Genomic DNA, 18,368 nt, shown 5'->3' with positions numbered 1-18,368 from the left:
AAACAGCGGTTCAGCCTTCGGGCAGCAGGCGGGTCGCGGGCCATTCGCCGGAGCGGCACATGTCGCGCACCACCTGCCCGATCAGGGCGGCGATCAGGGTTCGCAGGTTGCTGCCGGGCAGGGCCTCGCACACGCAGATACCCAGGGTGCGGAACACCACGCGCGGGGTGATGGCGTGGGCCACCAGCCGGCCTTCGGCGACTTCGCGCAGGGCCAGGTTGAGCGGCATGATGCTCGGGCCGATGCCGGCCTCCACCGCGCTTTTGAGGATGTGCACCGAGTTGACTTCCATGGCCACGGTCGCCGGCGGCAACTGCTGCTGGGCCACGGCCTGGTCGACAAAGGCGCGGGTGCTGTGGCTGTGGGCGCGGCTGGGGAACACCAGGGGCTGCGCCACCGCCTGGGCCAGGGTCACGTCACCGGGAGGCGGCATGTGCGGGGCGCCGGCGCGGTGGATCAGGTAGAAGTCTTCTTCGATCAGCGGGCTGAAGCTGACTTCCGAGGGCAGGCCGATATCGGTGAACAGGGCGATGTCGACCCGGCCGCGCACCAGTTGGTCCACCAGGTTGCCGGTGAGTTCTTCATTCAAGTGCAGTTGCACTTGGGGGTAGGTGCGGGCCACGGCCTGCATCAGCGGCAGGGCGACGATAGTGGCCACGCTTTGCGGCAAGGCGAGCACGATCGAACCGCTCAGGGTCGCCGCTTGCGGGTTGACCGCGGCCTTGGCCGCGCTCAGGTGCTTGAGGATGCCCTGGGCGTATTCATAGAACACCTTGCCCGCCTCGTTGGCGACGATGCCGCTGTTGCTGCGATGGAACAGTACCGCGCCGAGTTCGGCTTCCAGGGCCGACATCTGCTTGCTCAGGGCCGATTGCGCCACGTGCACCTCCCGCGAGGCCCGGGACAGGCTGCCGGCATCGACCACGGCGACGAAGTATTTGAGTTGCCTGATTTCCATAAGCCTTCCTTGCGCGCTGAGGGCCGACGCCTATTCGACTGGCGTGCCGCGGACGAAGATCTTGCCCGGGTTCATCAGCTGCTGTGGGTCGAGGGCGGCCTTGATCGCGGCCATGATATCCACCGCGTTCTGTCCATGTTCCAGGCTCATGAAACCTTGCTTGGTCAGGCCGATGCCATGCTCGCCGGTGCAGGAGCCATTCATGGCGATGGCCCGTTCTGCCAAGCGATGGGCCACCTCTTCGGCGCGCTGCACTTCGGTCGGGTCCTCGGGGTTGACCAGGATCACCGCGTGGAAATTGCCATCGCCCACATGGCCGAAGATCGGCGCCAGCAGGCCGTTTTGCTCCAGGTCGGCAGTCGTGGCTTCGATGCATTCGGCCAGGCGCGAGATCGGCACCACGGCGTCGGTGGTCAAGGCCCGGCAGCCGGGGCGCAGGGCGATGGCGGCAAAATAACCGTCGTGCCGCGCCTGCCACAGGCGGCTGCGGTCTTCGGGGTGCACGGCCCAGTCGAAGTCCTGGCCGCCGTGTTCATCGGCCAGCATGCGGATGGTCTCCACCTGTTCCTTGACGCTGGCTTCGGAGCCATGCAGCTCGAAAAACAGCGATGGCGCCTCGTGCAATTGGGTCTTGCTGTAGGCATTCAGAGCGCGGACGGTGAGGGCGTCGATCAGCTCGATACGGGCAATCGGCACCCCCAGCTGGATGGCCTGGATCACCGTGCGTACCGCTTGGTCGACGCTAGGGAAATTGCACACCGCGGCGGAAATCGCTTCCGGGATCGGGTGCAGCTTGACCGTCAGTTCCGCCACCGTGGCCAGGGTGCCGCCGGAGCCGATCAGCAGATGGCCCAGGTCATAGCCGGCCGAGGATTTACGCGCCCGACCCCCGGTGTGAATCACCCGGCCATCGGCCAATACCGCGGTCATGGCCAGGACGTTTTCACGCATGGTGCCGTAGCGCACGGCGTTGGTGCCCGAGGCTCGGGTCGCCGCCATACCGCCCAGGGAGGCATCGGCGCCGGGGTCGATGGGGAAGAACAGGCCGGTGCCGTGCAGCGCTGCGTTCAGCTGCTTGCGGGTCACCCCGGGTTGCACGGTGACGTCCATATCGTCGATGCGTACTTCCAGAATCTGGTTCATCGCCGACAGGTCGATGCACACCCCGCCATGCAGCGCATGCACCCAACCCTCCAGGGAACTGCCGCTGCCATAGGGAATGATCGGCACCCGGTGGCGGTGGCAGGCCTGCTGCACGGCGACGATTTCATCCAGGCCGTTGACGAAGGCCACGGCTTGCGGCGGCATGGGGTCGAGGGCGGAGATATCGCTGCCATGGTGTTCGCGAACACTGGCCGAGGTGCTGAAACGTGGGCCCAGCAACAGCGTCAGTTCATCCAGCAGGGCGTTGGGCAGCGGCAGGGAAGCAGGCGTAGCGGTGGCGGTGGGCAGCATCGAGCAGTCTCCGGTTTTATTGTTCCTCGGGTTCGGCGGCTTGGCCGTGGGCCCGGGGCGGGGGAGTTGCCCATATCCTAACTGCATACAGGGGGTGTGGGTCGTGCAGAATTGAGATGGCGGTATCGCGCAGGCAGATGGTGGCGGGCGCGGTTGGCGTTGCAGGCGAACACCCCTACGCCCCGTTCCGTGTCACCCCTGACCCTTGCACCTGACCAGCGCCAGATACACCCCGGCTTCTTTTCCAGGTTCGATGTAGTGCGCATCTTCAAGGTCCGTGACCTTGGTCGGCGCCATCACCAGTTCCAGTTGCGGTGCACCTTCGTACCAGGGGTCGGGGTCATTCAGCCCGTGCCTGAAGGCGTCGAGGAATGCCTGGCAACTGTCGAATTTTCCGTAGCTGTAGCCGCCTTGCTGGTCGCTGTAGAAGCGCGAGTAGGTCAGGAGCACGATGCCCCAGCGTTCGATGCGCTCCTTAGGTGAGGTGCGGGGAATCGCCTTGGCCAGGTCGTTGCGGATTTGCCAGATCTTGTCGTAGGTATTTTTGTTGTTGTGCACCACCTTGAATTCGAGGGCGGTGGAGGGCTGTTCGGCGTAGCTGTCCTCGACCCAGATATCCACCTTGCGCCGCTCGGCGGCGATCAGCCAGCGCGGGACGTTGGTGCGCGCGGCCAGGTCGCCTGAGAGGCGGTAGTCGATGCGTTCGTCGAGTTGGCCGCCGAGGTTGAGTTTGTCGCGGTGAATGTCGAGCAAGGCGGCCGATTCCAGGCTCAGCCACAGCTCGGGGGCGACGGTGACGACGATGGATTTGAGCACGCGCTGGCGTTCTTCCTGTTGCAGGTGCGCCAGCAGCAAGTTGGCAAATGGGGGAACAAAGGACATGGGATTTCCGTATCAGGGTTGAAAGGTCCGTGGCGTCATTTGCCCAGGACTCGCTGGGCAGTCAACAGCGCGCGGATCATGGCATGCCTTTTTAATACCGTCAGCTGTGGGCCTTATCCTGGCGACCAGGCCTGTGGCATTGCAGCAAATGCCCAAGGCGCCGATACAGGGTGTATGGTTCTGCTGGACCGCCGCTGGCGGCGTGTTCAGCATGACGGCGCTGTTGCTCGGCCCTGGGGTTTGTCACTGCCCCTGGGGGTGACGATCCTGAGCTTCGCGCCTTTTTGACGATTGCCTATTGCACCGGTGCTGCCCTATTGAAACGCGATCTTCGGCTTGCCTCACTGTTGACCTACCTGGTGTGTTCATCGGTCATTCTGTTGACGCTGTGGCAGGTCTGGACCGCTCGCGACAACACCCTGAGTGATATCCAGACCGATACGGTCAACCTGACCAACGCCCTCAATACTTACACCGACGGCATCTTCAAGCAGAGTGAGCTGGTGCTGATCGGCCTGGCCGAGCGGGTCGAGCACCTGGAGGATGATCCGCGCCAGATGTCGCGTTTGCGGGGGGTGGTGGCGCAGCAGATGGCGGCGTTGCCGCAGCTCAATGCGATGTTCTGGTACGACGCCCAGGGCGATCTGAAGTTTTCCACGGTGACGGCGTTGGGCCCGATGAATGTCACCGATCGCGAGTTTTTCACCTACCACCGCGACCACCGCTCATGGACCGCGTTTATCGGCCCGGCGATTCGCAGCCGTGCCACCGGCGACTGGGTGATCCCGGTGAGTCGGCGCATCGACTATCCCGATGGTTCCTTTGCCGGGGTGGTGTCGGTCAGCATCGGCCTGGATTACCTGTTGGGTTTCTACAAGCGCATCCACGTCGGCGACACCGGGGTTATCAGCCTGACCTCGTCCCAGGGGCGCCTGCTGTTGCGTTATCCGTTCCACGAAGCGGACATCGGCCGCGACCTGTCTTCGGCGCCGATCTTCGCCCAGGCGCTGGAGGAGCAGGATTGGGGCACTGCGGATTTCGCCTCCAGGGTCGATGGCATGCGCCGTCTGTATGCCTTTCGCAAAAGCGACCAATACCCGCTGGTGACCACCGTTGCCGTGGGCCGTGACGAGGCCTTGCAAGGCTGGTGGAGCCAGACCCGGCAATCGATGGCGGTGGTCCTGCTGCTGTTGGGGCTGGTGCTGGTGCTGGGGCGGCGTTTGATCACCCATATCAACCGGCGGATTGGCGCGGAGCAGGCGCTGCTCGCCAGCCAGGGCACCCTGCTGGAACTGAACCAGGCCCTGGAGGTACTGGCTTCCCAGGACAAGCTCACGGGGCTGGCCAACCGTCGCAGTTTCGACGGCTTCCTGGACATCGAATTCAAGCGTGCTAGGCGCACGGGCAACCCGTTGTCGCTGGTGCTGATCGATGTCGATGTGTTCAAGCGCTACAACGATCACTACGGGCACCTGGCAGGGGATGAATGCCTGAAAAGCATCAGCCGCCTGATCGAGGAGTGCGTGCGGCGCCCCGGGGACCGGGTGGCGCGCTACGGCGGCGAGGAGATTGCCGTGGTCCTGCCCAATACCGATGAAACCGGGGCGCGAGCCGTGGCCGAAACCATCCGCCAGACCATTGAGAGCGCGGGCCTGCCGCACCTGGGCAGCCCGTTCGGGATCATTACCGTGAGCCTGGGGGTGGCCACCTGGGTGGCGCAGGATGAGCCTTGCGACCCAAGCCAGTTGATCGAACTGGCGGACCAGGCGCTGTACTCGGCCAAGGCCCAGGGCCGCAACCGCACTCACACCTTCGCCCATCCGTCCATCCACGCCCTGTAGCCGCTGACCCGCCACGCGAGGCTGCGACCAGCAACAGGGCGTGCCGCCGCGTGCCCGAGCCTGCGCGGCGGGTCAGCGGTTACAGAGCCGGTTCAGGAGTGCCACGTGCCGGCTGGGATGCGGCCTGGGCGGCGCGCTGCAACTGGCTGGCGACCAGGGTGTTTTTCAACAGGTAGGCAATGGTCATCGGCCCCACGCCGCCCGGCACCGGGGTGATGGCGCTGGCCACGGTGCGCGCGCTGGCGTAGTCCACATCGCCCACCAGGCGGCTGCCGGACTCGCCGGCAATCCGGTTGATCCCGACATCGATCACCACCGCTCCGGGCTTGAGCCAACTGGCGTCGATCATCTGCGGCCGGCCCACGGCCGCCACCACGATGTCTGCCAGGCGGCACAGCGCCGGGGCGTCGACGCTGCGCGAGTGCACCACGCTGACCGAGCAATGGGCCTGCAACAGCAGGGTGGCCATGGGTTTGCCGACAATGTTCGAACGGCCGATGACCACCGCGTGCAGGCCGCTCAAGTCACCGCAGGTTTCGTGCAGCAGGCGCATGCAGCCGCTGGGCGTGCACGGGGTCAGGACGTCGATGCCCTGCACCAGGCCGCCGACGTTTTCCCGGTGGAAACCGTCCACGTCCTTGATCGGGTCGATGGCATGAATCACCGCCTGTTCATCGATATGGGCCGGCAACGGCAGTTGCACCAGGATGCCGTTGACCGTGACGTCGGCGTTGAGCCGGGCGATCAGCGCCAGGACTTCGGCTTGGCTGGCGTTGGCGGCCAGCAGGTATTCCAGGGAGCGGATCCCGACTTCCTTGGCCCGTAGCAGTTTGTTGCGCACATACACCTGGCTGGCCGGGTCTTCACCGACCAGGACCACCGCCAGGGCAGGGAAAATCTGTTGCCCGGCCAGGGCCAGGACCTCTTCCCGGACCTCGTCGAGGACCAGGGCAGAAATGGCCTTGCCGTCGATATCGCGGGCAAGTGAAGGGGTGCTGCTGATCAAAGGCGTCACCTTGAGCGTGAAAGAGTAAGGGGCGAGGCGGTCATCGGGCGGCGGATGGCCTCAATGCCGGAGCCGAGACCTGAAGCCGCGAAGCAGGCTACCAGTTGCTGGCGGGCCTGCACCAGCCGCAGTCCTGCTGCCAGGGTGACGCAGAGCAAGAGATCGGCAGTTTTTGCCATGCGAGGCGATCGGCGGCGCCCTATGGGCTCAGCCAGGTGAATGTGCACGCTGTAGCCGCTGCCGAGCCCGCGAGGCTGCGCTGACCCTGGAGAACGCCGGCATTGGGTCAGGACAACCGGCTTTCAGCATCGTGCGCGATAGCGCCCCGGGGTCATGCCGAACCAGCGCAGGCAGGCTTTGTGGAAGCTGCTCTGGTCGCGAAAGCCCAGTAGGGCGCCGATGTATTTGACGCTGCGGGTCGAGTTGCGCAGGAAGTTATGGGCGAGCATCAGCCGCGCCTCATCCTGCAGCGCCGAGAAATGCATGTCTTCATCCCCCAGTCGCCGTTGCAGGCTGCGGGCGCTGACCCCCACCACCTGGGCGATATGGTCCAGGTTGCTCGACCCGCCCTGGGCCAGCCGCTCGGACAGCACGCGCCGCACCTGGGCGGTCATCGAGCCACTGAGCAGTTGGTTGAGGCGGGTGCGGGCGTATTCCACATGCAGCACGTCCAGGGCCGGGTCGGCGCTGGGCAGGGCGATCGCGCAATCGCTGGCGCTGAAGGTCAGGCTGTTGTGCGGGGCGTCGAACTGCAGGTTGTTGCCCAGCAGGCGCCGCAACAGGCGGGTGTCCTCGGGTTCGGGGTAGGTAAAGGCCGCCGCCAGGGGCTGGGGCTTGTGGTTGGGCAGCAGCCAGTGCACCAGGCCCAGGGTCTGCGCGGTGCCTGCGTCGATAAACGGCCGCGGGGTCAGCGAGGGTTCGTTGGTGATGTCGAAGCCGATCAGCTTCAACGCATGGGGTTTGCGTTCCAGGCACATGCAAAAGCCATTGCTGACCAGCGAGTGGTAATCCACCAGCCGCTGCAAGGCCGCGCCCAGGGTCGCGCATGACATCACCGCGTAACCCAGCACCTCCAGATTGGCCGGGTGTGCACGGGTATAGGCCAACAGCCCGAGGTCGGCATTGCCGGTGCGTTGTACCGCTTCTTCCATGACCTTGTAGACCAGTTCCAGTTTGACGCCCTTGGGGTTTGCATAGACGTCCTCGCCACTGTCGAAATGCTTGAGCAGAGCGTCAACGTTAGCTCCTGCATCACTCAGGGCATGGGCAAGCACCCGAAAACTGGCGCTGGTCATTCTGTGCATAGTTCTTCCTGGACTAGTGGCTAAGTGATATCGCGCGGGCCGTTGCATGATCGCAATAAACAAATGGCCGCAGTCGATTAACCGGGTATGCGCGTTTCCCAGGACAAGCGAAAGGTACCCGGGAACACTTCCGGGCAGCTCTCCGAGGGTCGATCATGGCCGGCAATCAACCATGGCCGTGGCGCGCAACTCGCCGTGGCCCTGCCTATGGACGTGTCATGCAAAGAGTCAGGGACTTTTACCGGGAGCTGTCACGGGGCCAGTTGCTGTTGGCCTTCCAGCCTGTGGTGTGGCTGCCGGGCAGCAGCCGCGTGTTGTATCAGGAGGGATTGCTGCGCCGTGCCGATGCCCAGGGGCCCGAGAGTTATCCCTTCGCCCTGATGGAGCAGCACCAGATGATGCGCGACCTCGACCGCAGCGTGGTGCAGTGCGTGATCGACCGGTTGCTGGCCGATGAGCACCTGCGCCTGGGCTGCAATATCTCTGCGCAGAGCGCGATCATCGACACTTTCTGGCAGGAGATTCTGACCCAGCTGCGGGGCACGCCCTCGGTGGCCTCGCGGCTGGTGATCGAGATCACTGAAAGCGCCCGCCCGCCCAGCACCGGGGCGGCCATCGAGTTTGTCCTGTGCTTGCGCGAGCTGGGTTGCCGGGTGGCCATCGATGATTTCGGCTCGGGCCTGGGCACCCTGGAATTCATCCGCAAGACCCGCCCCGACATCGTCAAGATCGATCAGGGCTACCTGCAGCGCGCCCGCCTGGAAACCAACAGCGCCCAGACCCTCGGCCACCTGGTACAACTGTGCAAGACCCTGGCGCCCTGCGTGATTATCGAAGGCATCGAGACCGAGGCCGACCTGGCCCTGGCCACCGCCTGCGGCAGCGAGTGGGGCCAGGGTTACCTGTTCGGCCGGCCCCGGGCCGACGCCCTGGGCGCCAGTTGTCGCTTGCGTGATCGCCCGCTGACTGCCTGAGGCCCGGGCTCAGGGGTCAGTGTTCCGATGGGTGCTGCAGCTCGTATATCTCCTCGGGCGTCAGCGGGGCCACGGGGGCGGGGTCGTAGTCATAGGGCTGCATTTTTGGCCGCTCTGGCTGGACCGCATCGTAAGGCAGCAGCACGGTGTCGATCAGCGCATCCGCCGGCAGGGTGACGACGATATAGACCGGGCACACCACCGTGACCCAGCATATGCCCCGCAGGATTTTGCCGTAGCCCATCTCATACCCGGTGAGCAACTGGGCGCTGGTCTTGGTCCCACGGTAATAGCGGTCGTCGCGCCAGTCGTAGGTCCCCGGAACCCGGGCCATATAAGTGCCGCAGCCGGAAAGCAGCAGCGTATTGAGCAGTAGCAAGCGGGCGAGAATCTTGATGATGAGGTTTCCAGGGAGCAAGGCCGGACAGCAAGACACCCGGCGCAGCACCGGGCGAGCAACGGGTTGAACGCAGGTCAGGCGTCGACGGGCAGCATCACGGTGTCGACCACCACATCGGCCGGCAAGGTGACGATGGCCACGACCGGGCAGACGATGGTGAACCAGCAGAAGATCGTGGCGTAGCCGTCGTAGCCGCGTGCGCCGTAGGTGGTGAGCAGCGCGACGTTGGCCGAGGTGCCCTGGTAGGTCCCCGAACCGCTGGCGTTGGAGCTGAGGCGGGCAATAAAGGTGCCGCAGCCGGTGAGGGACACCAGACAGAGCACGAGCAGGATATTGAGCGTTTTGATGAGGCCATTCCTTAGCGAGCGGTTTTTTCCGCGCGCATGGTCGCAGAAGCCTGGGCTTGACGCTAGATTGTTCGCCCTCAATCAACGACTAACACCGGGGAGCTGGCTGGCGATGACGATTTACCGCACCACAGGTGAGTTATTTATCGAAGAACCCATGCCCTGGGGCCTGCGCGGCGACCCGTATTTATGGCGGGCCATGGCCGCGCATTTTGCCAATACGCCGCTGCCGGCAACGGCGGCAGAACTTGAGGATTCGATCACCCAGGCGTTCGAGCGGCTGACTGGCAAACCCCTGGCGACGCCAACCCATTTTTTCGTCGAAACCTTCGCCCATGGCGGCATGAGCAGCGGCGGTATTTCCCCGCAGTTCTGGCGCGAAAGCGCTCTGCCGCTACTGCTCGGGCGCCTGGCTGCAGGCTGATCAGCGCGCGGGGATCAACCCCACCAGGTCGGTATCACCCACCTCCACCCCGGCCTGGGTCAGCAGAGTCGTGGCCTGGCCCCGGTGGTGGGTCTGGTGATTGAAAAAATGCAGCAGCAGGGCGTAGAGGTTGCGCGCGCCGGTTTCGCCTTGCAGGTTGCGGTACTGCAGGTCGTGATCGAGGTCGGTTTCGCTCAGGGCCTGGGTCCAGTCGAGCAACGCCTGGTCCAGTGCCTGACGCTGTTGCCACAGGGCCCGAATATCGGGCGCCAACAACGCCTTGAGATTCATCGGTGTCGCCATCTGCCGCAACGGCTCCAGTGCCTCGTGCCGCGCCGGGTGTCCGGCAAAACGCTGGAGCCAGACGATGTCCCCCGCCAGCAGGTGATTCAAGGTCCCGAAGATCGAGCCGAAAAAGGCTTGGCGATCGAGGCCGATGGCGCTGTCCGGCAGGGTCATCGCCGCGGTGTACAGGTTGTGGTTCATCCACTGGTTGTAGCGGGCCATCAGGCACAGGTGTTCGGTGCGGGTCATGGGGCAGTCCTGCAGGTCGTGGTCGCTGGGCAAGGGCGACAGCTTGGCCTCGCCCAGGATCGCGGCGCAAGAAATAAGCGCCTTTTTTTCGAGGCCGGCCAGGCGGGCAATCATTCGCGGGACGCGATCAGGCGCCGTCAATTATCCTGCGCGCCAAACGTTGATGAGGGAACACGGTGAACGACTCGGAACAGGTGGCGCTGTTTGTCCTCCTCAAGGCCTTCGACAGGTTGGGTCTGTGGCTTGAAGGGCAGGGCATCGCACTGCCGCAGCAGGCGCATCGCTTTATCGACCAGGCCTGGGGCTGCCTGGCGGCGGGAGCTGCGACCTTGAACACGCAGGCCCTGGACGCTGCCATAGACGCAGCAGTGGTCGATGAGCAGGGCGCAGACACCGCCGAGATTCTGAAAAACCTTTACCTGTATGCGCTTGCCGATTTCGCGATGTTTTTCTCCGAGGCCACGCCCGCCAGTTTGAGCGCAGCCGAAAGCGCCATCGTCGATGCCTATGACTATGGGGCAGGGCAACAGTATGTGCTTGAGCGCAAGCAGGGTAAGGCGGTGGTGTTGAGTGTCGAGGATGAGCAGGCAATCGCCGGGATGCCGCTGTACCGTGATGCGGTTGCCTTATTGCACGCGGACCGGACCTTCGCCCAAGGCCTGGGCGACTGGGCACGGGTCTTGGAGTATCGCTGAGCGGCCGTTATCCATCAGCGGTATGCCTGCCTGAAATCAAAGTGCTTGACCCGGATGTCCATGACGAACCAAGGAGCGCGTTGTGCAAGACGCAGTCGCAGTAGAAACCATCAGGGCCGCGTTGTACGCCACCACCGGCAAGAAGGTCGGCAAGCGCGTGCAGGCACTGGCCATCGAGCATGCCAGCCTGGCCTTGAGTCACGAGCATTACCCCGACGCGGGTTTTGCCCTGCTGCTGGAGATACTCACGGTCGATGCGTTGTTCAATAAGCGCGGTATCGAGTATTTCCTGGTGAACCTGGCCGCCGACATGCACCAGTTGTCGCTGGCGCAACGACAGGCGTTGTTGCAGGTGGCCGGGGAAAACTACCCTCGCTACACCTACCTGGACGGATGTTGGGTCCTGGGTGATCTGATTGCCCGGCACTATGAAAAGTCCCAGGCCATGGCCTTTTTCAAAAAGGTCTTTCGCAGCGCCAGCGCCGAAGGTCAAGAGGGCGTGGCCCTGGGGCTGGATGTCATTGCCCGCCATGCAAAACGCGACCCGGGAGTGGTCAGGGAAGTGCAGCGGATCTTGAGGTCCGCGTCGTGAGGCAGCAGGAGCAAGGGGCACAACATGTTCGATGAATACCGGACGGATACCGCCGTCTACCAGGCGCTGGAGCGCCACTTCAGCGAGTTTTTCCAGGCTGAAATCAAGCGCCGGCAGGCAGACGCCAACCTGATGAAAACGCCGTACTACAGGACCACCTTCGCCAATGGCCAGCCGTTTTTTGACGGCAATCCGATCTTCTCCGCCAAACATGAACGCACGGGCGACACCCTCAGGGTGGTGCTCGACGAGGACATTCAGCCACTGTGTTCTTACCTCGATAAAGAGGGGCAGTCCGAGCGGGTGATTGTGGGCCACGTCTCGGCGCTGGCCGACATCCGGCAGCAAGTGGCGCAGTGGATAGCCGTGCAGTTCGGCGTTTGAACAACCCTTGCCCGAGGGGGAAATGGGGCCTGACTCCAGACGCGTGCATGGCTCCTTCCAGCCATTAAAAAAACCGCCCCTTTGGCCCCGATAACATCGTTTCTCGGGGCGTGGGCTTTTCTCTATATTGGCCCGCAGATCCAGCGCAGTCCCTGACTGCGCGCCCTTTAGCGTGAGCCTTCACCATGAATAAGAAACCTGAAAGCACAGGGCTGCACTCTGCCGGCACCGGGACCCGCGTGGTCTGGGGCGGCGAGCAGGTCAAGCACCCCTACAACGCCACCCAGACGCCGATTGTCGCCAGTGCCGCCTACGGCTACGACGACATCGACCAGTGGTACGACGTGGCGCTGGGCAAAGCCCCGGGCTTTATCTACAGCCGCATGAGCAACCCCACGGTGGAGGTGCTGGAAGCCAAGCTCTGCGCCCTGGAAAACGCCGAGTCCGCCGTGGCCTTCAGCAGTGGCATGGCCGCCATCAGCAGTGTGCTCTACAGCTTTTTGCAGCATGGCCAACGGGTGGTCTCGACCAAGGACAGCTACGGCGGCACCAACAAGATTTTCGAAGAGTTCCTGCCGCGCATGGGCGTGGCGGTGACCCTCTGTGAAACCTTCGACCATCAGCAGATCGAACGGGAAATCGCCAAGGGCTGCGACGTGCTGTACCTCGAAACCCCGACCAACCCGACCCTGAAAATCGTCGACATCCAGCGCCTGGTGGCCGCGGCGAAACAGGTCGGTGCGCTGGTGGTGGCCGACAATACCTTTGCCACACCGCTGAACCAGAACCCCCTGGCCCTGGGGGTGGACGTGGTGATCCACAGCGCCACCAAGTTCCTCAGCGGCCACGGCGACGTGTTGGGCGGCCTGGTGTGTGGCAGCGAAACGCTGATGGCCCAGGTGCGGCACTACCGGGAAATCAACGGCGCCGCCCTCGACCCGTTTTCGGCGTACCTGATCATCCGCGGCATCAAGACCCTGGCCCTGCGCGTGCGTCAGCAGCAGCACAGCGCGCGGGCCCTGGCCGAGTTCCTGGGCAGCGAGCCGCTGGTGGAGTCGGTGAATTACCCGGGGCTGCCCAACCACCCGAATCACGCCGTGGCCTGTGCGCAGATGCGTGGCTTCGGCGCCATCGTCAGCTTTGTGCTGGTGGGTGGCATGGACACGGTCAAGCTGCTGCTGCCGCGCCTGCGCTATGCCCATTGCGCCGGCAACCTGGGGGCGGTGGAAACCATCTATGGCCCGGCGCGCACCACCAGCCACGTTGAAAACACCCTCGAAGAACGCCTGGCCCTGGGCATCTCCGAAGGCCTGGTGCGGGTCTCGGTGGGCATTGAAGACACCGACGATCTGCTCGCCGACCTGAAGCAGGCTTTCGCCTGGGTCAGACGTTCACTGCAGCCGGACGCTGCGGTCCAGACATCCCTGGCCGAACCCTGCGTTGAGGCCGCCAACTGAGTTCAGCCACACCCCCTCACGGCAAGGTCGCCGTGAGTTCTCCATGAAGAGCCAAAAAAAATAAAAACCTGTCGGCATCGCCTTTGATTTCTGCCCGTGTCTGTGACGCAGACGTCGACCCTTGCCCTGACCCCTTTCATGAGAAAAATCATGTCCAGTACCCCACAACAAATCGCCGCGCGCAGCGGCTTCAAGCAGGAAATGCAGACCCGTCACATCGTCATGCTGGCCTTGGGCGGCGTGATCGGGACCGGGCTGTTCCTGACCTCCGGTTACACCGTCAACCAGGCCGGTCCTTTGGGCGCGGTGATCGCCTACATCATCGGCGCGCTGATGGTCTACATGGTCATGATGTGCCTGGGCGAGCTGGCGGTGCAGATGCCGGAAACCGGCTCCTTCAGCACCTACGCCACGCGCTTTCTCGGCCCGGGCACCGGCTACACCGTGGCCTGGCTGTACTGGCTGACCTGGACCGTGGCCATCGGCTCGGAATTCACCGCCGCCGGCATTCTCATGTCGCGCTGGTTTCCCGACACCCCGGTGTGGATCTGGAGCGCGCTGTTCGCCGGGGTGGTGTTCCTGACCAACGTGGTGTCGGTGCGCCTGTTTGCCGAGACCGAGTTCTGGCTGTCGTTGGTGAAGGTGATCACCGTGGTGGTGTTTCTGCTGATCGGTGGCGGGGCGATTCTCGGCCTGTTGCAGATCGATCAGGTGCACAGCATCGGCCTTGGCAACTTCACCCGCGAGGGCCTGTTCCCCACCGGTTTCATGCCGATTGCCATGACCTTGCTGGCGGTGTCGTTCACGTTTTCCGGCACCGAGCTGATCGGCATCGCCGCCGGTGAAACCAAGGACCCGCAGCGCAATGTGCCGCGGGCGATCCGCACCACCGTGCTGCGCCTGGCGATCTTCTTTGTCGGCACCATCTTCGTCCTCGCCACCCTGTTGCCCCGGGAGCAGGCCGGCCTGGTGGAGAGCCCGTTTGTCACGGTGTTCACCTACATCGGCATTCCGTACTCGGCTGACATCATGAACTTCGTGATCATCAGCGCGCTGCTGTCGGCCGCCAACTCCGGGCTGTATGCCGCCTCGCGCATGCTCTGGACCCTGAGCGACCAGGGCCACCTGCCCAAGCAGTTCTCAGCCCTGACCCGCATGGGCACGCCGCTCAACGCGATTATCGTGAGCATGGCCGGCGGCGCCGCGTCGTTGCTCAGCAGCGTGTTCGCCGCCGACACCATCTACCTGGCGCTGGTGTCGATCTCCGGGCTGGCGGTGGTGGTGGTGTGGATGAGCATCGCCGCCAGCCAGATCGGCTTTCGTCGGCACTATGTGGCCAATGGCGGGGATATCCGCGACCTCAAGTTCCGGGTTCGCGGCTACCCCTGGGTGCCGCTGGGAGCGCTGGCGTGCTGCGCCCTGGCCTGTGTCGGCATCGCCTTCGACCCGGAGCAGCGCGTGGCCCTGTACTTCGGTTTGCCGTTCATCGCCTGGTGCTATTTCGTGTATTACATTACCCGCACCAGCCGCGAGCGACGCTTGTCGCTTGCTTCCTCGGCACACCCGGCAGATGCGCTCCAGGCGCGCTCCACGGGTTGAACACGCGCGTTCGGTGCCGGGGGCGTCAATGAGGTTCGGGTCATGAAGCAAAAGACATTACCGCCACTGAACTGGCTGCGGGCCTTCGAGGTGTCGGCCCGCTGCCTGAACTTCACCCACGCCGCCGAGGAACTGTTCCTGACTCAGGGCGCGGTCAGCCAGCAGATCCGTCAGCTCGAAAGTCACCTCGGGGTGGCGCTGTTCAAGCGCCTGCCCCGGGGCCTGGGCCTGACCGAAGAGGGCCAGGCCTACCTGCCGGTGGTGCAGGACGCCATCACCCGGCTGGCGGTGGGCACCAACGAAATTTTCGGCCAGCACAAGCGCCGGCCGCTCAAGGTGCGCGGCAGCCTGTCGTTTTTCGTGCACTGGCTGGCGCCCAAGCTGGTGGATTTTCGCCAGGCCCATCCCCACGTCGATATCCGCTACATCAGCAATATCTGGGTCAAGGAACTGGACGGCGAGGACGACATGGAAATCCGCTGGGGCCACGGTCAATGGCCGGGGCTGGTGTCCCAGCGCCTGACCTGGGACACGCTGTTCCCGGTGTGTTCGCCGGCGCTGATGGCGCGCTCGCCGCTGCGGGTGCCGGCAGACGTGGGCGAGCATCCGCTGCTGCACGTGCTGGGTTACGAAGAGGGCTGGGGCTACTGGTTGAACATGGTCGGCGCCGAGGGCGTGGACTCGTCCACCGGCATGCAGTTCGACACCCTGATTTCCACCCTGCGCATGGCCGAGCTGGGGCAGGGCATAGCCCTGGCGCGCTCGTCGATGGTCGATGAAATGCTGGCTGACGGGCGCTTGATCGAGCCGTTTACCCAGCGCATCGAAGCCAGCGAATCGTTCTATCTGGTACGCGGCTCCGGGGCCGATCAACACCCCGATGCCGTGATGTTTTCCACCTGGCTGGTTGAGCAGGCACACCGTTTCAAATAGATGGCTGGAGCCACCCATGCGTTATGTCAGTACACGGAGTTCGGCGTTGCAGGCCGATTTCGAGAAGGTGGTGTTGTCCGGAATAGCCGACGACGGCGGGCTGTTCGTGCCCCTGGAACTGCCGCTGTTCAGCCCCCAGGACATCGGCAACTGGTCGACCCTGGCCTACCCCGAGCTGGCCTATCGGGTGATCCGCCCGTTTGTGGGCGAGTCCATCCCCGACGCCGATCTCAGGCAACTGCTGGAACAGGCCTACAGCGGTTTCAGCCATCGTTCCGTGGCGCCCTTGCATCAGGTCGACCGTAATGAGTGGGTGCTGGAGCTGTTCCATGGGCCGACCCGGTCCTCCAAGGATTTTGCCGCGCGTCTGCAGGCGCAGCTGGTGCAGTACTTCCTGGGTAAACGCCAGCGTCGCGGCGTGGTACTGGGGGCCAGTAATGGCGATACCGGGCTGGCGGCCATCGACGCCTTCAAGCACTGCGAGCAGGTCCAGGTCGTGGTGTTCTATCCGCCTGCGGCGGTGCCGGCGCAGCAGTTGCGGGAGTTGCAGGCGGTGGCCCACCCCCGGGTGCACCGGTTCGAGCTGGAGGGCAGTTTTGACGAGTGCCAGACCATCGTCAGCCAGTTGTTCCGGCACTGGCCCTGCGCGGGGTACGAAGCCATCAGTTTCAACTCCAGCAACTGGGTCGGGGTGCTGGCGCAGCTGGTGTTTTATTTTCATGCGGTGCTGCAACTGGGGGGCGGCCAGCGGCCCATCGGGTTCAGCGTGCCGGCGGCGAGTTTCGCTGAAGTCTATGCCGGCTACATCGCGCAGAAGATGGGCCTGCCGATCACTCAGATGATCGTGGCCACCAATCAGAATGACGCGCTGCACCAGTTGTTCCTGAAGAATCACTACTCCCGTTCGCGGGCCAATAAAACCCTGTCGCCGGCCATGGACCTGTCGATCTTTTCCAACCTCGAGCGCTTCCTCTGGGAACTCTACGGCCACGACGGCCAGGCGGTCAGCGGCTTGATGGCGGCGTTCGAAGCCAGCGGCGAAATGACCCTTGGCAACGAGTTCTGGCTGCAGGCGCGGATGATCATCGACTCCTATGCGGTCAGCGATGACCAGACCCTGGAGGAGATCAGCTCGCTGTACCGCGACACCGGCTACGTCATCGACCCGCACACCGCCACCGGAGTGCTGGCGGCGCGCCTGTACCGGCGCAGCCTGGTGGCGCCGATGGTGACCCTGGGCGAGATCTGCCCGGGCAAGTCGGCGCTGTTGCTGGCCGAGCTGGAGATCCCGGGACTGCCGGCCCGGCCGGTGGCATCGGCCTCGGTATCGGCGCCGGACCAGGTGTATCGGCTGCGTCCGGACCAGCTGGACATCATTCATCAACGGCTGGGCGCGCTGTGAACGCGCCGCACCGGGAGGTTCTGTGAAGCGAATTCTCGACCCGCTGGATGAGCGCATCATCGCCGAGCTGCGGCTCAATGCCCGGGCTGCCCATGCGGAGCTGGCGGCCAAGGTCAACCTGTCGCGCAACGCCGTGCGCCAGCGCATCGAGCGCCTGGAACGCGACGGTGCGATCCAGGGTTACACCGTGCGCGAAGGGGAAGGGCGGCAGGCGTCGGCCACGATCAATGCGGTGATCTTCGTCTACCGCTACGACCGCATGCGCGGCGCCGAAGTCTTGCAAGCCCTGCGCGCCATGCCGCAAGTCACCCAGTGCGACGTGATGAGCGGCGAATTCGACCTGATGCTGCGCGTCGGCGCCGCCTCGGCCCAGGGCGTGCACAAAGTATGGAACGACATCGCCGCGCTGCCCGGCGTCGAAAACACCGTGACCTCCTTCGTGTTGTCCTCGGTGGTCTAACCCCGATTGCCTAAAAGGCCAGCCTGCGCTGTCCCTCTCATACACCGGTTGTGCATCAGGCGACCGCATCGCTTTGCAGAGCCAGCGTCCGCACGCAGCCCAACGGCAACCGACCTGTGGCGAGGGAGCTTGCTCCCGCTCGGCTGCGCAGCAGCCGCAAACCCTGCTACCCGTTTCTGCCTGAATGCACGCGGTATCTGTTTTGGGCCCGCTTCGCGCTGGAGCGCCAGCCCGGCCCAGCGGGAGCACGCTCCCTCGCCACGGTACACGCCGCTGCCGAGCCTGCGCTGTCCCTCTCATACACCGGTTGTGCATCAGGCGACCGCATCGTTTTGCAGAGCCAGCGTCCGCACGCAGCCCAACGGCAACCGACCTGTGGCGAGGGAGCTTGCTCCCGCTCGGCTGCGCAGCAGCCGCAAACCCTGCTACCCGTTTCTGCCTGAATGCACGCGTTGCCTGTTCTGGGGCCGCTTCGCGCTGGAACGCCAGCCCGGCCCAGCGGGAGCAAGCTCCCTCGCCACGGTACACGCCGCTATCGAGCCTGCGAACCCAACCACCCGCCCTGTACCTGACGCTCCTCGGCGCCCTCAATGGCCAGCGCAGCCTATCGGCAGCGGCTACAGGTTGTCCTGGCCTGGAACACGGGCTGCGCCCTGGTCAAAACGCTCAATAAATAGAGCAAATTGGCCTATTTCACTGCCCTGGCCGCGTGCCTAATCTA

General features: G+C 64.2%; 19 protein-coding genes. 11 read left to right on the top strand and 8 right to left on the bottom strand.

Annotated elements, in window-relative coordinates:
• Window positions 1–10: 10 nt before the first annotated feature.
• From JFU57_RS28550 to JFU57_RS28540, 3 genes are all read right to left on the bottom strand, one after another.
• On the bottom strand, window positions 11–958 hold the full coding sequence (locus JFU57_RS28550; RefSeq protein ID WP_078468548.1) for a LysR family transcriptional regulator: 948 nt from the start codon (window positions 956–958) through the stop codon (window positions 11–13).
• 30 nt (window positions 959–988) lie between these two features.
• Window positions 989–2,413 (bottom strand): FAD-binding oxidoreductase, encoded by a 1,425-nt coding sequence (locus tag JFU57_RS28545; RefSeq protein ID WP_201131605.1) that lies wholly within the window; start codon window positions 2,411–2,413, stop codon window positions 989–991.
• Window positions 2,414–2,605: 192 nt separating this feature from the next.
• The gene (locus tag JFU57_RS28540) at window positions 2,606–3,295 is read right to left on the bottom strand and encodes a hypothetical protein (RefSeq protein ID WP_201131604.1); all 690 of its coding nucleotides are present in this window, start codon (window positions 3,293–3,295) and stop codon (window positions 2,606–2,608) included.
• Between the two features lie 317 nt (window positions 3,296–3,612).
• Here JFU57_RS28540 and JFU57_RS28535 point away from each other — a divergent pair, with 317 nt between their 5' ends.
• The gene (locus JFU57_RS28535; protein ID WP_201131603.1) at window positions 3,613–5,136 is read left to right on the top strand and encodes a sensor domain-containing diguanylate cyclase; all 1,524 of its coding nucleotides are present in this window, start codon (window positions 3,613–3,615) and stop codon (window positions 5,134–5,136) included.
• A gap of 79 nt (window positions 5,137–5,215) precedes the next feature.
• Here JFU57_RS28535 and JFU57_RS28530 read toward each other — a convergent pair whose 3' ends face one another.
• Both JFU57_RS28530 and JFU57_RS28525 read right to left on the bottom strand, forming a co-directional pair.
• On the bottom strand, window positions 5,216–6,151 hold the full coding sequence (locus JFU57_RS28530; RefSeq protein ID WP_201131602.1) for a bifunctional methylenetetrahydrofolate dehydrogenase/methenyltetrahydrofolate cyclohydrolase FolD: 936 nt from the start codon (window positions 6,149–6,151) through the stop codon (window positions 5,216–5,218).
• A gap of 293 nt (window positions 6,152–6,444) precedes the next feature.
• A complete protein-coding gene (locus JFU57_RS28525) occupies window positions 6,445–7,446 on the bottom strand; it encodes an AraC family transcriptional regulator (RefSeq protein ID WP_078468552.1) in 1,002 nt (333 codons plus the stop codon).
• A gap of 218 nt (window positions 7,447–7,664) precedes the next feature.
• Between JFU57_RS28525 and JFU57_RS28520 the strand changes: the two genes are divergently transcribed.
• Window positions 7,665–8,420 (top strand): EAL domain-containing protein, encoded by a 756-nt coding sequence (locus tag JFU57_RS28520; RefSeq protein WP_201131601.1) that lies wholly within the window; start codon window positions 7,665–7,667, stop codon window positions 8,418–8,420.
• A 16-nt stretch (window positions 8,421–8,436) separates the two neighbouring features.
• Here JFU57_RS28520 and JFU57_RS28515 read toward each other — a convergent pair whose 3' ends face one another.
• Both JFU57_RS28515 and JFU57_RS28510 read right to left on the bottom strand, forming a co-directional pair.
• Window positions 8,437–8,799 carry a YceK/YidQ family lipoprotein gene (locus tag JFU57_RS28515; protein ID WP_238596102.1) on the bottom strand — a complete coding sequence of 121 codons (363 nt, stop codon included), beginning with the start codon at window positions 8,797–8,799 and terminating at the stop codon, window positions 8,437–8,439.
• Between the two features lie 95 nt (window positions 8,800–8,894).
• Entirely contained in the window at window positions 8,895–9,131 is a 237-nt protein-coding gene (locus JFU57_RS28510) for a YceK/YidQ family lipoprotein (protein ID WP_238596103.1), read from the bottom strand.
• A 148-nt stretch (window positions 9,132–9,279) separates the two neighbouring features.
• Here JFU57_RS28510 and JFU57_RS28505 point away from each other — a divergent pair, with 148 nt between their 5' ends.
• On the top strand, window positions 9,280–9,591 hold the full coding sequence (locus JFU57_RS28505) for a hypothetical protein (protein WP_078468554.1): 312 nt from the start codon (window positions 9,280–9,282) through the stop codon (window positions 9,589–9,591).
• Here the strand turns inward: JFU57_RS28505 and JFU57_RS28500 are convergent, their stop codons facing one another.
• A complete protein-coding gene (locus JFU57_RS28500) occupies window positions 9,592–10,125 on the bottom strand; it encodes a DinB family protein (protein ID WP_201132223.1) in 534 nt (177 codons plus the stop codon).
• Window positions 10,126–10,319: 194 nt separating this feature from the next.
• Here JFU57_RS28500 and JFU57_RS28495 point away from each other — a divergent pair, with 194 nt between their 5' ends.
• From JFU57_RS28495 to JFU57_RS28460, 8 genes are all read left to right on the top strand, one after another.
• Window positions 10,320–10,820 carry a hypothetical protein gene (locus JFU57_RS28495; protein ID WP_201131600.1) on the top strand — a complete coding sequence of 167 codons (501 nt, stop codon included), beginning with the start codon at window positions 10,320–10,322 and terminating at the stop codon, window positions 10,818–10,820.
• An 82-nt stretch (window positions 10,821–10,902) separates the two neighbouring features.
• A complete protein-coding gene (locus JFU57_RS28490; protein ID WP_078468556.1) occupies window positions 10,903–11,412 on the top strand; it encodes a hypothetical protein in 510 nt (169 codons plus the stop codon).
• Window positions 11,413–11,436: 24 nt separating this feature from the next.
• On the top strand, window positions 11,437–11,796 hold the full coding sequence (locus tag JFU57_RS28485; RefSeq protein ID WP_201131599.1) for a hypothetical protein: 360 nt from the start codon (window positions 11,437–11,439) through the stop codon (window positions 11,794–11,796).
• Between the two features lie 185 nt (window positions 11,797–11,981).
• Window positions 11,982–13,253 (top strand): cystathionine gamma-synthase family protein, encoded by a 1,272-nt coding sequence (locus JFU57_RS28480; protein WP_078468558.1) that lies wholly within the window; start codon window positions 11,982–11,984, stop codon window positions 13,251–13,253.
• A 150-nt stretch (window positions 13,254–13,403) separates the two neighbouring features.
• On the top strand, window positions 13,404–14,852 hold the full coding sequence (locus tag JFU57_RS28475; protein ID WP_201131598.1) for an amino acid permease: 1,449 nt from the start codon (window positions 13,404–13,406) through the stop codon (window positions 14,850–14,852).
• A 42-nt stretch (window positions 14,853–14,894) separates the two neighbouring features.
• Window positions 14,895–15,785 carry a LysR substrate-binding domain-containing protein gene (locus tag JFU57_RS28470; protein ID WP_078468560.1) on the top strand — a complete coding sequence of 297 codons (891 nt, stop codon included), beginning with the start codon at window positions 14,895–14,897 and terminating at the stop codon, window positions 15,783–15,785.
• 16 nt (window positions 15,786–15,801) lie between these two features.
• A complete protein-coding gene (gene thrC / locus JFU57_RS28465; protein ID WP_201131597.1) occupies window positions 15,802–17,187 on the top strand; it encodes a threonine synthase in 1,386 nt (461 codons plus the stop codon).
• A gap of 22 nt (window positions 17,188–17,209) precedes the next feature.
• Window positions 17,210–17,647 carry an Lrp/AsnC ligand binding domain-containing protein gene (locus JFU57_RS28460; RefSeq protein ID WP_201131596.1) on the top strand — a complete coding sequence of 146 codons (438 nt, stop codon included), beginning with the start codon at window positions 17,210–17,212 and terminating at the stop codon, window positions 17,645–17,647.
• The last annotated feature ends 721 nt before the right edge of the window (window positions 17,648–18,368 follow it).

It is taken from the genome of Pseudomonas sp. TH07 (assembly GCF_016651285.1).
In the GTDB taxonomy this organism is placed as follows: Bacteria; Pseudomonadota; Gammaproteobacteria; order Pseudomonadales; family Pseudomonadaceae; genus Aquipseudomonas.
Note: the sequence above shows the minus strand (reverse complement) of the source record. Positions and strands in the feature narration are given on the sequence as shown.

What these genes read in the sequence shown, in the direction of transcription:
- JFU57_RS28545 (WP_201131605.1), bottom strand. Translation starts at nt 2,413, where the DNA reads ATGCTGCCCACCGCCACCGCTACGCCTGCTTCCCTGCCGCTGCCCAAC.
- JFU57_RS28480 (WP_078468558.1), top strand. Translation starts at nt 11,982, where the DNA reads ATGAATAAGAAACCTGAAAGCACAGGGCTGCACTCTGCCGGCACCGGG.
- JFU57_RS28470 (WP_078468560.1), top strand. Translation starts at nt 14,895, where the DNA reads ATGAAGCAAAAGACATTACCGCCACTGAACTGGCTGCGGGCCTTCGAG.
- JFU57_RS28500 (WP_201132223.1), bottom strand. Translation starts at nt 10,125, where the DNA reads ATGACCCGCACCGAACACCTGTGCCTGATGGCCCGCTACAACCAGTGG.
- JFU57_RS28550 (WP_078468548.1), bottom strand. Translation starts at nt 958, where the DNA reads ATGGAAATCAGGCAACTCAAATACTTCGTCGCCGTGGTCGATGCCGGC.
- JFU57_RS28520 (WP_201131601.1), top strand. Translation starts at nt 7,665, where the DNA reads ATGCAAAGAGTCAGGGACTTTTACCGGGAGCTGTCACGGGGCCAGTTG.
- JFU57_RS28485 (WP_201131599.1), top strand. Translation starts at nt 11,437, where the DNA reads ATGTTCGATGAATACCGGACGGATACCGCCGTCTACCAGGCGCTGGAG.
- JFU57_RS28525 (WP_078468552.1), bottom strand. Translation starts at nt 7,446, where the DNA reads ATGCACAGAATGACCAGCGCCAGTTTTCGGGTGCTTGCCCATGCCCTG.
- JFU57_RS28540 (WP_201131604.1), bottom strand. Translation starts at nt 3,295, where the DNA reads ATGTCCTTTGTTCCCCCATTTGCCAACTTGCTGCTGGCGCACCTGCAA.
- JFU57_RS28475 (WP_201131598.1), top strand. Translation starts at nt 13,404, where the DNA reads ATGTCCAGTACCCCACAACAAATCGCCGCGCGCAGCGGCTTCAAGCAG.
- JFU57_RS28505 (WP_078468554.1), top strand. Translation starts at nt 9,280, where the DNA reads ATGACGATTTACCGCACCACAGGTGAGTTATTTATCGAAGAACCCATG.
- thrC (WP_201131597.1), top strand. Translation starts at nt 15,802, where the DNA reads ATGCGTTATGTCAGTACACGGAGTTCGGCGTTGCAGGCCGATTTCGAG.